The organism is Dysgonomonas sp. HDW5B, assembly GCF_011299335.1.
Taxonomy (GTDB): Bacteria; Bacteroidota; Bacteroidia; order Bacteroidales; family Dysgonomonadaceae; genus Dysgonomonas_A.
Map to the genome: position 1 here is coordinate 2,842,899 of NZ_CP049858.1, position 14,747 is coordinate 2,857,645.

At 37.4% G+C, this 14,747-nt stretch carries 14 protein-coding genes and 1 riboswitch; of the genes, 10 read left to right on the forward strand and 4 right to left on the reverse strand.

Translation table 11 applies throughout. The features are described 5' to 3' along the window. The first annotated feature begins 19 nt into the window (after positions 1–19). Entirely contained in the window at positions 20–148 is a 129-nt protein-coding gene (locus G7051_RS18315) for a hypothetical protein (protein WP_255493204.1), read from the forward strand. 60 nt (positions 149–208) lie between these two features. On the opposite strand, the gene G7051_RS11655 is transcribed toward G7051_RS18315, so the two are convergent. The 4 genes from G7051_RS11655 to G7051_RS11670 form a co-directional block, all read right to left on the reverse strand. Next, a complete protein-coding gene (locus G7051_RS11655; protein WP_166200473.1) occupies positions 209–1,639 on the reverse strand; it encodes an MAC/perforin domain-containing protein in 1,431 nt (476 codons plus the stop codon). A gap of 227 nt (positions 1,640–1,866) precedes the next feature. Then, positions 1,867–2,904 carry a nicotinate-nucleotide--dimethylbenzimidazole phosphoribosyltransferase gene (gene cobT, locus G7051_RS11660; protein ID WP_166202784.1) on the reverse strand — a complete coding sequence of 346 codons (1,038 nt, stop codon included), beginning with the start codon at positions 2,902–2,904 and terminating at the stop codon, positions 1,867–1,869. Positions 2,905–2,937: 33 nt separating this feature from the next. After that, positions 2,938–4,089: an ABC transporter substrate-binding protein gene (locus G7051_RS11665; protein ID WP_166200475.1), complete on the reverse strand. Its 1,152-nt coding sequence runs from the start codon at positions 4,087–4,089 to the stop codon at positions 2,938–2,940. Between the two features lies 1 nt (position 4,090). Further along, positions 4,091–4,792 carry a precorrin-2 C(20)-methyltransferase gene (locus G7051_RS11670; RefSeq protein ID WP_166200477.1) on the reverse strand — a complete coding sequence of 234 codons (702 nt, stop codon included), beginning with the start codon at positions 4,790–4,792 and terminating at the stop codon, positions 4,091–4,093. Between the two features lie 122 nt (positions 4,793–4,914). Further along, a riboswitch (cobalamin riboswitch) is annotated at positions 4,915–5,124 on the reverse strand. A gap of 150 nt (positions 5,125–5,274) precedes the next feature. Here G7051_RS11670 and G7051_RS11675 point away from each other — a divergent pair. The 9 genes from G7051_RS11675 (at position 5,275) to G7051_RS11715 (ending at position 14,745) form a co-directional block, all read left to right on the forward strand. Further along, a complete protein-coding gene (locus tag G7051_RS11675; RefSeq protein ID WP_166200479.1) occupies positions 5,275–6,444 on the forward strand; it encodes an esterase in 1,170 nt (389 codons plus the stop codon). A gap of 831 nt (positions 6,445–7,275) precedes the next feature. Then, positions 7,276–7,638 carry a hypothetical protein gene (locus tag G7051_RS11680; RefSeq protein WP_166200481.1) on the forward strand — a complete coding sequence of 121 codons (363 nt, stop codon included), beginning with the start codon at positions 7,276–7,278 and terminating at the stop codon, positions 7,636–7,638. A 215-nt stretch (positions 7,639–7,853) separates the two neighbouring features. Further along, positions 7,854–8,411 carry a hypothetical protein gene (locus G7051_RS11685; protein WP_166115463.1) on the forward strand — a complete coding sequence of 186 codons (558 nt, stop codon included), beginning with the start codon at positions 7,854–7,856 and terminating at the stop codon, positions 8,409–8,411. A 10-nt stretch (positions 8,412–8,421) separates the two neighbouring features. Next, a complete protein-coding gene (locus tag G7051_RS11690; RefSeq protein ID WP_166200483.1) occupies positions 8,422–9,747 on the forward strand; it encodes a TolC family protein in 1,326 nt (441 codons plus the stop codon). Positions 9,748–9,909: 162 nt separating this feature from the next. Further along, entirely contained in the window at positions 9,910–11,127 is a 1,218-nt protein-coding gene (locus tag G7051_RS11695) for an efflux RND transporter periplasmic adaptor subunit (RefSeq protein WP_166200485.1), read from the forward strand. 18 nt (positions 11,128–11,145) lie between these two features. Then, positions 11,146–11,607: a cation transporter gene (locus G7051_RS11700; RefSeq protein ID WP_166200487.1), complete on the forward strand. Its 462-nt coding sequence runs from the start codon at positions 11,146–11,148 to the stop codon at positions 11,605–11,607. Between the two features lie 24 nt (positions 11,608–11,631). Beyond that, positions 11,632–12,375 (forward strand): ABC transporter ATP-binding protein, encoded by a 744-nt coding sequence (locus G7051_RS11705; protein ID WP_166115471.1) that lies wholly within the window; start codon positions 11,632–11,634, stop codon positions 12,373–12,375. A 48-nt stretch (positions 12,376–12,423) separates the two neighbouring features. Further along, positions 12,424–13,644: an ABC transporter permease gene (locus G7051_RS11710; protein ID WP_166200489.1), complete on the forward strand. Its 1,221-nt coding sequence runs from the start codon at positions 12,424–12,426 to the stop codon at positions 13,642–13,644. A 30-nt stretch (positions 13,645–13,674) separates the two neighbouring features. Continuing rightward, positions 13,675–14,745 carry a sensor histidine kinase gene (locus tag G7051_RS11715; protein ID WP_255493205.1) on the forward strand — a complete coding sequence of 357 codons (1,071 nt, stop codon included), beginning with the start codon at positions 13,675–13,677 and terminating at the stop codon, positions 14,743–14,745. Positions 14,746–14,747: the final 2 nt, after the last annotated feature.

Consider the following 14,747-nt stretch of genomic DNA (forward strand, 5'->3'; position numbering starts at 1 on the left):
GAGAATATCAAAATTATTAATGGATAAAGATAGTTCTGCAATAAATGGATTTCTGTATGAGGAAACGGCTCCTAATGATGGCTCGAAGTATTTTCTTATCTCAATGCTTACAGTAACAGTAGTCAATCAAAAGAAGAACAGTAAATAATAAAAAAATAGGGAGCGCCAGACACCCCCTATTTTCTTACTATTATGAAAGCAGGTTTACTTACTCAGGAAAAACATGACACATAACACCTTCCCGATTCCAATATCCACTTATTACAGGCTCATTTGCTAAAGTGTAGAAATGATCTTGATATTTTTCACTCCAATATTGATATAATGGAACTGTACCCGTAGATTGATTTGGAAATACATATCCTACAATATAAGAAGAAAGTTGCCAATCTTTTTGCATATATGGATGTAACGTTTTAGATTGAGAATAAAAGTGATCAATAACTTTATTGTTCATAAATTCATATAATGGCACCGATCCTGGAACCTGTTTAGGTAATATATAGCATTCAACTTTTTCATATTTCCAATCTCCTCCACCTTGTGTAGGAGCCCAGTATGTTGTATAAAAATGGTCTACTCGCTTCTCGTGATTATAACGATAAAGGGGAGTAATCTCAAGAAGATTTATTTGTTTACTAGCTATATACTTGTCGACTGCTGCTTTAATCTGAGCCTTCTTGGTTGCATCCGTAATAAATTCATAAATAGGATAAGTTTCATTCCAATTGAGGCTGTTTAGGTTTGCATTATTTATTTTGACAGTATTTTCCCAAGATTTGATATCCACAGCTGTTGGTATTCCCTTTTCCAAATTATATACCATATTTGTGCCACTACCTCCATAAAATGATATATATAATTCTTTTTGTTGATTTTCTTTGGCTAACGATTCATTAGTTGTTACAGTTCGATCTGCATTTAGGTTAAATCCAATTTTAGCAAGTGTTGCCCCCAAACCTGCAGCAACAGTATTCTTTTTAGTAGTCACATCATTTGTTTTTTGAATTACAGATCTGAATGTTAACTTATAACGACCTCCTATGACAAAATCAGTTATCACATGAGTTCCATATTTTTCAACAATACGGTCAGCTGTTAATCGATTTAAATCTTCGGTGAAATCTTTGGATAGATAGTTTCTCAACCTACTCACCTCATCATTTATTCGAATATATTTTTGATTTCTAATAGCATCAACACTCGCAAATGAGTATTTAGAGGAATATGAATATTCTGTTTTCAGATATGAATTACCACTGATACTACCTGTAAAGAGCTTTAGAGGCGTGGTTAATTTTAAGCCTGCATTCGTTTCTTTTGTAATATCTAAGAGATAATCAATAGAATTATATCCATAAAAGACCTGATCCTTACCCCATGTCGGAGTACCAACAATTAACCGACTAGCAAAATCAGTTTTATATTTCTGGACATCCAAAACAGGATTCTTAACAGATAGAGGATGCAGATATTCTCCCATTACATCGTATCCATAACCAAGCACATCATACAGTCCATCTCCTGATGATCGTGGCGAATTATTAGTAAGGTTATTTCCTTGATCTTCTAGCACATTATTATCCATACAAGATGAGAACCCAATGCATAGCATCAGTAGTAAATAAATCTTTTTCATAATTATGTTTTTAAAGTTTGCGATCACAATATAAAAATAAAAAATAGAACAGTTATTAACTAAATTATCATTTTTTTCTTAATTTTAATCAGGTCTAATGTGAAACAATTTTCTCCAATAAATAGATATAAAAGCTAGATAAATCACAATCATTATACACTACAAGTAAATCCAGGATATATATGTTGTTCTATGATAGATAAGAGATTATATGTAATCTTTGAACTTTAAAAATATTTCGTCACCTGAATTTTCTTGAAAGAATTCATCTCATTAATCATCCTTACTGACGAATCAACAATGGGATAAGCACACAAAGCACCTGTTCCTTCTCCTAACCGAAAACCTAAATGCAGGATAGGTTTTGCATTCAGATATTTAAGAACCAGTTTATGTCCTGCCTCATCACCCTGATGTCCGAAAACAGCATAATGCAATACATTCGCATTCAATTTAGATGCAGCAAGCAGGCAGTTGGTCATAATAAAACCATCAACCAGAATGACCATTTTTAATTCGGCAGCCTTTAGCATAGCACCTACAGCCATTACCATTTCGTAACCGCCAAAGTAACGGATAATATCTTCGGGCGAATTATCTCCTTTATAATTTTCTTTAGCCTGTTTCAAAACATTGTACTTATGCTCCATGATATTTCCCGTATGATCGCAACCAGCCCCTACGCAATCTTTCAATGGAATATCTGTCAAACAAGCCGTCCATAAGGCTGATGATGAAGTATTGGTAATACCCATTTCTCCAAAACCGATAATGTTACACCCTTTGTCGAAACAAGCCTGTACACAATCGGCACCACGTTGTATTGCCAAGTCCATTTCTTCGTGAGTCATAGCAGCCTCATGCAGATAGTTACGGGTACTTTTTCGAATCTTTTTATTGATAATCGGATCTTCGGGTTTAAAATCGAAATTAACCCCTGCATCTACAATCTGTAGTTCGATTTTATGTTGACGAGCCAGAAAATTGATACCCGCACCTCCTGCCCAGAAATTGGCAACCATCTGAAAAGTTACTTCTTGTGGCGATGGGCTTACTCCTTCGGCTGCAATGCCATGGTCGCCCGCAAATACGATGTGATGAGGATTACTTAATTTAGGCTCTAATGTTTGCTGAATCCAACCAATTTGCATGGCTAAATCTTCCAATAGTCCCAACGAACCTTTTGGCTTGGTCAGATTATCTATTTTTTCTTGTAAATAAGAACGAACTTCGTCCTTTGGTTTTTCAATATCGAATTGTAACATCATTATTTAGTTTTATGTATATAATATCGTTATTTAGTGCAATAGTTCGTAATACACAGGCTTATGATCGGGCAACAGTTCAGGATGAAAAGCCTTTATCAAATCAGCCAGAACAACTTCGGGTTCAACAGGAGCTTTTTCGTAGAATGGTTTCTGACGAAGATTGCAGTATACCACTTTCTTCTCTTTAAAAGCTTTAAAGTCTGCATACCGAGCATCGCTTTGCTTCATTGCTTCGTACGAATAGTCGCCGTCGTGACTTACGAGCATACGCCAGAAATCGGCATCTGCTCCCTTAGAATATACCGATTCGAAATCCATATTTATACCTCCCGTTTCGGAATTATCTTTTAGAAAATATTCAGCTCCTGCGTCACGGAATTGTTGAGCCAGAAAGCTTTTACCACCTACTACATACCAATTGCCCGAACGCATTTCGCCACTCAAAACAATAGGCTTTTTGTCCGCTTTAGAAGCAAGAGTCATCAGGTCTTGATATTTCTTTTCTATCTCTGCGAATTGACTGTTCGCCTGTTGTTCAATGCCCAGCAGCATGGCTGTAAACTTAATCCATTCGGCCTGCCCAAGAGCAGAAGTCTCCTTATACCCCAGAAAAGTAACCAGAGGAATATTCAGATCCTTGATCGATTCATACCCTCCACGTTTGAAGGGCGATACAAGTATAATGTCCGGATCGAGAGCCATAACCACTTCATTGTCAAAATTACCTTCGATACCTATCTGACTGGCTTGTCCGTTTTTGATACGGTCTTTCATCTGTTGGTTGAACAGATAATGCGTGCTGGTCATTCCTACGACTTTATCAATAGCATCCAGTTTTATAAAATTAGATAATTGAAGAGTAGTCATGCAAACAACTTTCTGAACGGGAACCTCTATAATGGTGTAATCTTTCGGTATTCCCTCGTGGCTTTGCCCCCGATTGACTAACGCATAGCGATACACAGTCTCGCTTTCGTGCTGAGGGTCTTGAACATCTACCAATCGGTAGTTATCGTGATATGAAACGCTGAAACCTTGTGCGTATTTGACTTCGATGTGAACCGAATTGGACGAGCTTACCGTTGACAAGGTAGTTGCATTTTCACTCTGCTGATTATTCTTACAACTGCCGAAAGCGATGCCGATAAATAAAGTCAGACAAATAATTATGGAGCTTTTCATTTTATTGGTGGATTATCATTAGAGAAAAATAGGGGAATTTGCGGGAAATTATTTCTTGAGTATCGCAAGTGTAATACTCTTTTTCTTTGACACCTACATTTTCGAAGTAATGAAATGTTGCTGTCGGAATTGCAGATATACATTCCTTAACCGCATCCTGACATTGCGAAACCTTCATAATAACCACTACTTTGCCCGAATTTATTTTATCGATCAGGCTGCTTGCTGATATTATTCCCGGAATTACATTCAGTTCCTCTTCTTGCTTTACAATATGAATTCCTGCTAAAGCTCCGCTTGCAATAAATGCAGGAATACCTGCAATATGTTCTACCCGAATGTTTTGTTTAACCAGAGTATCGAATATATAATGGATGGACGAATAAAAACCAGCATCGCCCTCGGCTACAATGGCTACTTTCAGATTCAGGAGATATTGCTGTACAGCTTCCTCAGATACCCGATTATAAGCGTCTATTGCCGGAGAGCGGTCTTTACTCATGGGAACGTGAAAAGGAATGGTCTTTTTGGGGTCGATATCCAGCTCCATCATAATATCCAAAGCTCGCGAAGATACGGCACCTTCTTTGAGAATGGTTGCGGGATAAAAAATACAATCGGCAGTTTGCAGGACTTTTAATCCTTTGAGGGTTATCAAATCGGCTTCACCCGGTCCTAACGATACAAATACAATTGGAGACATCGTTTCTCAATTCTTTTTATACTATTAAACAATACTCAGAATTAAGAGGATACGAAACATGAAGTCGCTATATGCCAAGCATATTTTGAATATGAATGTTCTTAAGCCTTAACCACGAGCTTTAAACTATATATACCTTTGGCAGGTCTTCTGACTTACTCCATCTTCGAATGTCCTTCCCGTCTCTCTTTTAGAAACAGTGGATCAAATAGTATCCAAAGATTGCTTGGCGGAGCTTACAGCAGCGGGTCTGTTCAGGATTTACACCTGATTTCCTTTTCAGCACTTTTTCGTAGATATGAAATTGTGCCACCAAAACGTCTGCAAAGATAATAAAGATCAAATAATAATCACGAATAACAGACTGTGATAATCCTCGGAACAGATATTTTCTTCCTGCGTCTATTTTACCCTTGCAGTACATCCGTTGTCTGAAAAATAAAAACTACATTTGAAAATGATGAACTTAAATTTAAAATAGCATGAAACGGATATTTTTTATACTTACTATTTGCCTGATAAGTACAGGGTTGCTGGCTCAGCAGAATCTCGATTTCTCTCCAAAAGCAGAAATTGTTTCGCCTCAGATAAATAAAGACAATACAGTAACATTCAGACTGATGGCTCCCAATGCTAAATCGGTAAAATTGCAAGGTGACTGGATGCCCAGTGAGGGATGGACACCTAAATTACAGGATTTGCAGAAAGACGAAAATGGCTTGTGGAGTTTTACTACTCAAGTACTGCCATCTGACCTGTACAGTTATACATTTATTGTGGATGGACTAAAAGTTATCGATCCCAATAATGTATATCAGGTTCGTGATGTGGCTACTGTAATGAATATATTTCTGATCGAAGGAGGTCTGGGAGACTTGCATAAAGTGCAGAATGTACCTCACGGAACTGTTGCCCGTCGTTGGTACGATTCTCCAAAGCTCGATAGCCCCCGTCGTATCACTATATACACTCCTCCGGGATATGAGAGCAGTACAGATAAATATCCTGTGTTTTATCTTCTGCATGGTATGGGAGGCGACGAAGAAGCCTGGATGGCACTTGGACGTGCTTCGCAGATATTGGATAACCTTATCGCTCAAGGAAAAGCTAAGCCTATGATTGTTGTCATGACTAACGGGCATACAAGCAATACTGCCGCACCGGGAGAGTCAGACAAAGGTTTTTACAAACCCGATATGCGAACTCCCGATATATTTAGTGGAGATATGGAAGCTAATTTTGGCGACGTTATCAAATTTGTTGAGAATAATTACAGAACGAAGGCTGATAAACAAAACAGGGCTATTGCAGGCCTTTCTATGGGAGGATTCCACTCCTTGTACATTTCTGCAAATTATCCAAATACCTTTGACTACGTGGGATTGTTCTCTCCGGCTATTCTGCCACCGGCCAATGCAGCTTCGCCTATGTATACAGATTTGGAAGCAAAGTTATTGGCTCAGCAAGCTAATGGATATCGTCTTTACTGGATAGCTATTGGTAAAACAGACTTTCTGTTTCAGAATGTAGTTGATTATAGATCGAAACTTGATGAAATGAAATTTATATACCAATACAGAGAAAGCGAAGGTGGGCACACTTGGGCAAACTGGAGGCTTTACTTATCTGAATTTGCACCCATGTTATTTTAAATATATATGCATGTGTGTATGTTGTTGATTGTGAGTTGATTGTTTTGTTTTTTGGTGGTGTTTTTTTTAAAAGTAAGCTTTATAAAACTTAAAAGTTGAATATTCACTCAACAATTTGAACTCTTTTGCGTTTAATGATAAGTAGTGTTTAAATTACAGTAATAAAGAGATCTTTATATTTAATGTTTTATATATTTGTGTTAAAAAATACGAAACATCACCTATTTGTTGATCATTTTTATAACTTTGTTGCTATATGAATGTAGAATTCTAGCTTTGTGGTCAAATCCAGAAGTTGGTTGTTTCTAAAAGAGTTCTTTTATCAAGTGAATTATGTCTTAAGATTATACCAAATCGTCTCTTGAAAAGAGATATTTGTCGAAGTTTTTGATATTAAACAATAATTTAAGATAACTTAGTACCAGATAAATCAAAATTTATATAACTTTGTGGTCATAAATCAGAATTATATAAAAAGAAAAAATATTTTCAACTAAGAAGTGATATAAATCCTTTTTAGGTTAGTGTTAGTTAGTGTGTTTGTAGGAAGCCCATGTCGTGATGACAAGGGCTTTTTCGTTTATACAATCCCAGAAAGAAACTTACCATTCTACCGTTGGATAATTTTCTACTGTGGTTCTGCCTGATTAACCATATTATTTTTATTTTTTGTTTAATCTGGTTATTTAAAGCTAACTGTGTCTATCTATCTGATGAAGTAAAAACAAAATATTTTCCTTTCTCTCTAATTACTAAATCAGACTATTGTATCTATAAATAATTATGGCTAAATTGCTTGTTAAATTATTTAAACACTTAAACAGTACAAGCATGAGATCACTGAAAAAAATGAGCTTTATTCTTTTCTTATTAATCCCTTTTCTGGCATTCACCGGTTGTTCGAATGATGATGACATTACTTTAGATGGAGAACTTTATCTGACTTTTGTCAATACTTCGGATGATTTACATGTGGTTATTTATTCGATGCAGAACACGCAAGTATCACTTTTTGACATTCCGTTGAACACTTATAAGAAGCATGCTAGTCAATCGCTAAATGTTGGAAATTATCTGATACAACTCAAATCTTCGTATTACAATTACGGAACTGCAGCAGTTCAGATTCAGCAAGGAAAAAGAACTTCAGTAACCTATGATGAATATAATAATGCTCATACCTCAATAAACTAATAATACGATTTGCTATCTGATTTTGAACCAATAAACCAACCTGCGTTTTTATTAGTTACAAAATATTTCTAATTATATAAATCACACTGAAAATGTCCGCATTTTCAGTGTGATTTTCTTTTTGTCGATAGAATTATCCTCTCTGTCGATTTTGATTGTCCAACTTTCCCTTCCCCTCTATATTTGAATCAGTAAATAATAAAAATATACTGATTATGAAAAAAATACTTTTAGCTATAGCAACTATTGCTGTTTGTTTGAATCTATCGGCACAACCCCCGATGGGCGGTGGAAGACCCGGAGGTGGCGGACGTCCTCCCAGAGGAGAATCTTCGCAACGAGGAGGTGATAGTAATCAGATTGGCATTACCAAATTTCCTGAGATTGAAGGTCTCACGGAGAAACAACGTGAAAAGTTAGTGAAAACACTAACCGATGAACGGAAAGCTGTAATGAAACTAGAAGGTCAGAAGCATGAACTAATGATGCCTACCGATGGCTCCGATAAGCCTAAAGACGATGAAAAGACTATGAAGAAGGTTCATAAAATTGATGAAAAGATCGATAAAGAAAGAACCAAATCTGATCAGAAAATTAGATCCACTTTATCCCCTGAGCAATATGCAATATTCAAAGAGAAGCGTGATCAAGTGGAATTCCGAAGACCCGAGAGGCGTAGAAGCCGACCTGCCGATGGAGAGCGACGCAGCCGTTCTGACAGACAAGGAACTCCTCCGGAGATGCCAATGGATAATGGGTTTGATAATGAATAAGATATAATCAATGAAAAGATATTATTGTATAATTATTTCTGCTGTAACCTTCAGTTTGTTGATCTCAGAATCGCTTTTGGCTCAACAAAGCTGGACATTAAGATCGTGTATAGAGTATGCCCGTGAAAATAATATTCAGGTGCAAAAATCGCAGATTACAGAAGATAGTTATGCCGTAGATGAATTACAGTCGAAAGCGGCACTTTTTCCAAGTCTTACAGGGAATGTTTCGCATGGTTTTTCGAATGCACAAGTGGTGAACACCGATGGTGAGTATAAATTCAAAAGCTCATTGGTCGGACAATATGCCTTGAATGCCAATGTAACTCTTTTTAATGGAAAGCGTAATCTGAATACTATAAAAGAAGCTCAGCTAAAAAAGCAGTCTCAGGAGTACACCACTCGTGAAACTCAAAATAGTATAGAAATTTCCATTACACAGGCATACTTGCAGATGTTGTACGCACGTGAGGCTATCAAAAACAGCCAGAATATACTCGAATCGACCGAAGTGCAATTGAAACAAACCAAAGATTTTCTGGATGCGGGTAGTATTACACGAAGCGAGTATGCACAAATAGAAGCTCAGTACAGTGCCAATAAATACGATGTGGTAGCTGCACAAAACTCATTCGATAATTATAAACTTCAGTTAAAACAATTGCTGGAATTGGATCTTGATGTTGATTTTCAAGTCGAATTTCCTCCAATAGCAGATGATAACGTGCTGCAAATGGTACCTAGAAAAGAAGACATTTACCGTACAGCATTAAAGATAATGCCCGAAATAGAAAACAGCAAATTGGGTATAAAACTGGCTAATCTCAATAAGTCTTCGGCAAAAGCAGGGTATTTGCCTACGTTAACATTGACGGGAAGTATGGGTACAGGTGAGATTTATAGTCAGTCGCCATCGTTTTTTACTCAGCTTGGACGAAATTTCGATCAAAATATAGGTTTAACATTGAGTATTCCCATATTCGATAACCGACAAAACAAATCGAATGTAGAAAAGGCTAGTCTTGATATCAAAACTGCCGAACTGGCTTTGTTGGACGAACAGAAAGCTTTACTGCGAACAATTGAGAGCCTCTATCAGGATGTAGTATCGGCACAAAGCAAATACGTTGCAGCCAAGGATAAACTCGGATCAACCGAATTGAGCTACAATCTGATATCGGAGCAATATAACTTGGGAGTACGCAATATTGTGGAGCTGACTACCGAAAAAAACAACTACGCAAATGCCTTGCAGGAATTTATACAAGCTAAATACTCAGCCATATTGAGTTTGAAGTTACTTAATTTTTATCAGGGACAGGAAATTAGTCTTTAAAGAAAGTAACAGTTTAGAGTGGTTATACTTGTCGAATTTTTTAATAGCTCTCCGAGCTTAAGGCCTCAGACCTATTTATTGCTTTGGCAAGTATAATAGCGAGAGATAGTTATGGTTATAAAATGTAGCAATAAATTTTTAGAGTTACTTAATAGAATAGCAATGAATAAAAAAATAAAGAAATACCTAATTATAGCAGTTGTAATAATTATAGCCTGTGGTCTTTATTTCTTCTTACCCCGAAGCGAAAAGTCTGCAATGATTTTAGATACAGCTAAAGTCCAAAAAGGAGATATTGCAACATCGGTTACCGCCACAGGTACTATCGAGCCTATCAAATTAGTAGAAGTTGGTACACAAGTGTCGGGTGTAATATCCAAGATATATGTAGACTACAATTCGGTCGTAAAGAAAGGCGAAATATTAGCTGAGTTGGATAAAAACCTTCTTAATTCGGAGTTGGAGAATGCACAGGCTGTTTTACTGTCGAAGCAAGCCGACTTTCTGAATCAGCAGCGAAATTTTAACCGCCAAAAAGAACTTTGGGCAAAACAAGCTATCAGTAAAGTTGATTGGGAAGCTGCACAAACTACTTACGAAACAGCTAAATATGCAGTGACATCATCCAAAGCTGCAGTCTTTAAAGCTCAGACTAATCTGGGATATGCAACCATTTCGTCTACCATTGACGGTGTTGTAATATCCAGAGCAGTAGAAGAAGGTCAAACAGTAGCGGCCTCTTTTAGTACTCCGACCTTATTTACGATAGCTAACGATTTGACCAAGATGCGTGTTATTGCCAATGTCGATGAAGCCGATATAGGAGATGTGAATGAAGGTCAACGGGTTTCGTTTACGGTTGATGCCTATCCTGACGATGAATTTGAAGGAAAAGTGGTACAGGTACGTTTGGAAGCAACTACCACTTCCAATGTTGTGACATACGAAGTGGTTATAGATGCACCGAATCCCGATTTGAAATTAAAACCCGGATTAACAGCCAATGTAAATATATACACAATGGAAGAAAAGGATGTGCTTAAAGTTCCGTCAAAAGCTTTGAGGTTTAATCCCTATCCCGCATTACTGAAAGATATTAAAGATTTGGTTGTAGAGCATCCCATAGCCTCTGATCCCAAAGACAAAACTAAAAAAACAGTTTGGATTAAGTCGGAGAATAAACTATCGCCCAGATTGATCACTGTGGGAGTTTCGGATGGAATAAATACGATGGTGAAAGATGGTTTGAAAGATGGGGATGTAATTGTTACAGGTATCTCGCAGAAAATGGAAGCAGGAGCACCTAAAACCGAAGCTTCTGCAAGTAGTGGAGAATCAAGCCCATTTATGCCAAAACGACCCGAAGGGAATAAAAAATAAATATTGAAAGAAAATCAGATGAAAAAAAACAAAAAGAAAGTGGATAACATATTCGAAATACTACTATTATCTCTCTGCTTGATCATGCCAATGGTAGGCTATGCCCAGTCAAAACCGGCTGACGGCGATCGTAAACCGAATCATCAGCAAGTGCAGGTTGATTATTTGACCGAAACCTATCAATTTACCGATAATCGATTCACTGAGTACGATTTGAGAAGACACATAGAAGAATTAGCAGGAGTAGTTGCCGTGCAGGTGAATATGGGTAAATCTAACGTTGTCGTGAAATTCGATAAGAGTAAAAATAGTAAGAGCAAGCTAAAAAAATCGCTAAAGAAACTGGGTGTACCCGGCAATTTTGTTGATTTTAATAAAAAAGAAAATAAGAATACTAAAAAAGGCGACAACAAAAACGATCAATCCAAAGAAAACGGTTCTAATCGTGAGAATCAAGGTCATGGAAATGACAGGAGATAATTGTCAATCCTAAAAAGTAAGATAATGGCTAAAGAAATAATAAAAGTAGACAATCTGAAACGCGACTTTGTGGTAGGTGAAGAAACAGTACATGCTTTGCGAGGTGTGAGCTTCTCCATCTTCGAAGGCGAATTTGTGACCATCATGGGAACCAGTGGTTCGGGTAAATCTACCTTGCTGAATATCTTGGGTTGTTTAGACACACCTTCGGTAGGTGACTATTATTTGGATGGAGTTTCGGTGCGTACAATGGATAAAAATAACAGGGCGACTCTTCGCAACCGAAAGATCGGTTTTATCTTTCAATCCTATAATCTTTTGGCTAAAACCACAGCCATCGAAAATGTAGAACTTCCATTGATGTATAATTCGTCCGTTTCGTCCAAAGAGCGTCGCGAACGTGCTATTAAATCTTTGCAGGATGTGGGTTTGGGTGACAGGCTCAATCACAAGTCGAATCAGATGTCGGGAGGTCAGCAACAGCGGGTGGCAATTGCCCGTGCTTTGGTAAACGAGCCGGTTATTATTCTGGCAGATGAAGCAACCGGAAATCTCGATACACGAACATCATTCGAGATACTGACTCTTTTGCAACGGATGCATAAGGACGAAAACCGGACTATCATTTTTGTAACTCACAATCAGGAAATAGCAGAATTTAGCAGTCGCAATATTGTGATTCGAGACGGACGTATCAAAGAAGATGTCTATAATACAAATATACGTTCGGCAAAAGACGTTCTCGATAGTCTACCCAAAGAAAACTGATCTTAGGAACATCAAAAACAAAGGTCTGTGACTTTAAAAAAGTAAGGTATGAATTTTATCAATTTATTTAAAATAGCACTTCGAGCCCTCAGCGGTAATAAGTTCAGAGGTTTTTTAACCATGCTGGGTATAATTATCGGTGTGGCAGCAGTTATTACGATGCTTGCCATAGGGCAGGGGTCGAAGCGTAGTATACAGGATCAAATATCGACAATGGGATCGAATATGATAAATATTCGTCCCGGAACAGGGCAGTTTGGAGGAGTTCGTCAAAGTGCATCCAGTATGCAGACGCTCAAATTGGAGGATTATGAAGCAATTGCCGATCAGGCTGAATATATTTCGGCAGCTTCGCCCGAAATTTCATCATCAGGGCAAGTTATTTTTGGAGCCAATAATGCACCGACTTCCATCTATGGAGTAAACCCGTCTTATCTCGATATTCGTAAATATACAGTAGCTCAGGGAGAGATGTTTACCGAGGCAGATGTAAAATCGTCAGCTAAAGTTTGCCTTATCGGGCAGACAGTAGTTGATAATTTATTTACTAATGGTGAAGATCCTGTGGGGCAGACTATCCGCTTCAATAAAATACCCTTTAGGGTAATTGGTGTATTGACCTCAAAAGGCGATAATACGATGGGTATGGATCAGGACGATCTTATTCTGGCTCCTTATACAACGGTTCAGAAACGTATTCTGGCGATTACCTATATTCAGTCGATCTCGGTTTCGGCAGCTACTGAAGATGCTACCGAAGACGCCATTAAGAGTATCGAAGATATTCTGCGTCAACGTCATAAAATAGGAGCCAATGCTGAAGACGACTTCAATGTGCGTTCGCAAAAAGAACTGATTACGATGATGAGTTCCACTACCGATATGATGACCGTATTACTAGCCTGTATAGCAGGTATCTCATTATTGGTAGGAGGTATCGGTATTATGAATATAATGTATGTGTCTGTAACAGAGCGTACACGTGAAATCGGACTGCGTATGTCGATAGGAGCCAAAGGTATAGATATATTGATGCAATTTCTTATAGAAGCCATCCTGTTAAGTGTAACGGGTGGGGTGATTGGAGTCGCTATCGGAATAGGAAGTTCGTATCTGGTGAAAAATATTTTGTCTTGGCCTATCGATATTGAGATTTATACTATAGTTTTGTCTTTTCTGGTTTGTACTATTACAGGCATATTCTTCGGATGGTATCCGGCGAAGAAGGCATCGGATCTCGATCCGATAGAAGCATTACGTTATGAATAAAAGCAACGGTTTTAATTATCTCAAACAAATATGAATGTGAAGAATTCCATCAAACTATTTTCGCACGTACTGATCTGGTGCATAGTATTACTTGTACCTGTCTATATTATGTCGAGAGAAGGTACTTTTGATAGTATACCTTACATTTCTTATTTTACTCAGGTGGGTATCTTTGCCTTGTTGTTTTATATCAATTATTTATATCTGATAGAAAAGCTGTTGTTTCATAAAAAAATTGCGGCTTATATCTGTGTAAATATTGTGCTTATAGCTATGCTGGTCGGTATTCAGACAATGGTTATGGATTTTATTTTTTCTTCATTTTATACAATGAATCCACCACCGATGGGAGAAAGGGAAGGTGTTCCGCGAAGGCATAAGCCTCCTTTTGGGATGCGAATTTTTACCGATTATTTACTTATTATCTTTGTTATAGGATTAAGCGTTGCCATAAAAATGACAGCTCGCTGGTATCGCGATTCTATTAACTACGAAAAAGTAAAGAGTACTCAACTTGAAGCTGATTTGCGGAATCTGCGAAGTCAGCTCAATCCACATTTCCTGTTCAATACACTCAATAATATATATTCGCTGATAATTATCGATCAGCATAAAGCTCAGGATTCGGTGCATCGGCTAAGCAATCTTTTAAGGTATGTATTGTATGATAACGACCGTAAGTTTGTACCCATTGATAAGGAGCTTGAATTTACCCGTAATTACATTGATTTGATGAAGCTTCGGATAAGTTCGAATATTCGATTAAATGTATTGATAGAGAATAAAGAAAGCAAGGATATGATTGCTTCGTTGATGTTTATGACGCTTATCGAAAATGCCTTTAAACATGGCTTGAGTTCCGATGAAGATTGTTTTATAGACATTAAAATACTGGTAGAAAAAGAAAAAGGGGTGTTGTGTACAGTCGAAAATAGTATATCCGAATCGGAAAACCATATCGAGACAGGTAATTCGGGTATAGGACTTGCTAATCTGACCAAAAGACTTGAACTCATTTATCCGAACAATCACGAACTTATAGTGGAAAGACGAATCGAAAGCTTTTTCGTATTATTACGGATTGACTTTCCTCAAAAATGAAA

Excerpts from the sequence above, each read along its gene's own strand:
- G7051_RS11665 (WP_166200475.1), bottom strand. The coding sequence starts at position 4,089 with ATGAAAAGCTCCATAATTATTTGTCTGACTTTATTTATCGGCATCGCT.
- G7051_RS11705 (WP_166115471.1), top strand. The coding sequence starts at position 11,632 with ATGGCTAAAGAAATAATAAAAGTAGACAATCTGAAACGCGACTTTGTG.
- G7051_RS11675 (WP_166200479.1), top strand. The coding sequence starts at position 5,275 with ATGAAACGGATATTTTTTATACTTACTATTTGCCTGATAAGTACAGGG.
- G7051_RS18315 (WP_255493204.1), top strand. The coding sequence starts at position 20 with ATGGATAAAGATAGTTCTGCAATAAATGGATTTCTGTATGAGGAAACG.
- G7051_RS11680 (WP_166200481.1), top strand. The coding sequence starts at position 7,276 with ATGAGATCACTGAAAAAAATGAGCTTTATTCTTTTCTTATTAATCCCT.
- G7051_RS11685 (WP_166115463.1), top strand. The coding sequence starts at position 7,854 with ATGAAAAAAATACTTTTAGCTATAGCAACTATTGCTGTTTGTTTGAAT.
- G7051_RS11710 (WP_166200489.1), top strand. The coding sequence starts at position 12,424 with ATGAATTTTATCAATTTATTTAAAATAGCACTTCGAGCCCTCAGCGGT.
- G7051_RS11670 (WP_166200477.1), bottom strand. The coding sequence starts at position 4,792 with ATGTCTCCAATTGTATTTGTATCGTTAGGACCGGGTGAAGCCGATTTG.
- G7051_RS11655 (WP_166200473.1), bottom strand. The coding sequence starts at position 1,639 with ATGAAAAAGATTTATTTACTACTGATGCTATGCATTGGGTTCTCATCT.
- cobT (WP_166202784.1), bottom strand. The coding sequence starts at position 2,904 with ATGTTACAATTCGATATTGAAAAACCAAAGGACGAAGTTCGTTCTTAT.
- G7051_RS11690 (WP_166200483.1), top strand. The coding sequence starts at position 8,422 with ATGAAAAGATATTATTGTATAATTATTTCTGCTGTAACCTTCAGTTTG.
- G7051_RS11700 (WP_166200487.1), top strand. The coding sequence starts at position 11,146 with ATGAAAAAAAACAAAAAGAAAGTGGATAACATATTCGAAATACTACTA.
- G7051_RS11715 (WP_255493205.1), top strand. The coding sequence starts at position 13,675 with ATGAATGTGAAGAATTCCATCAAACTATTTTCGCACGTACTGATCTGG.
- G7051_RS11695 (WP_166200485.1), top strand. The coding sequence starts at position 9,910 with ATGAATAAAAAAATAAAGAAATACCTAATTATAGCAGTTGTAATAATT.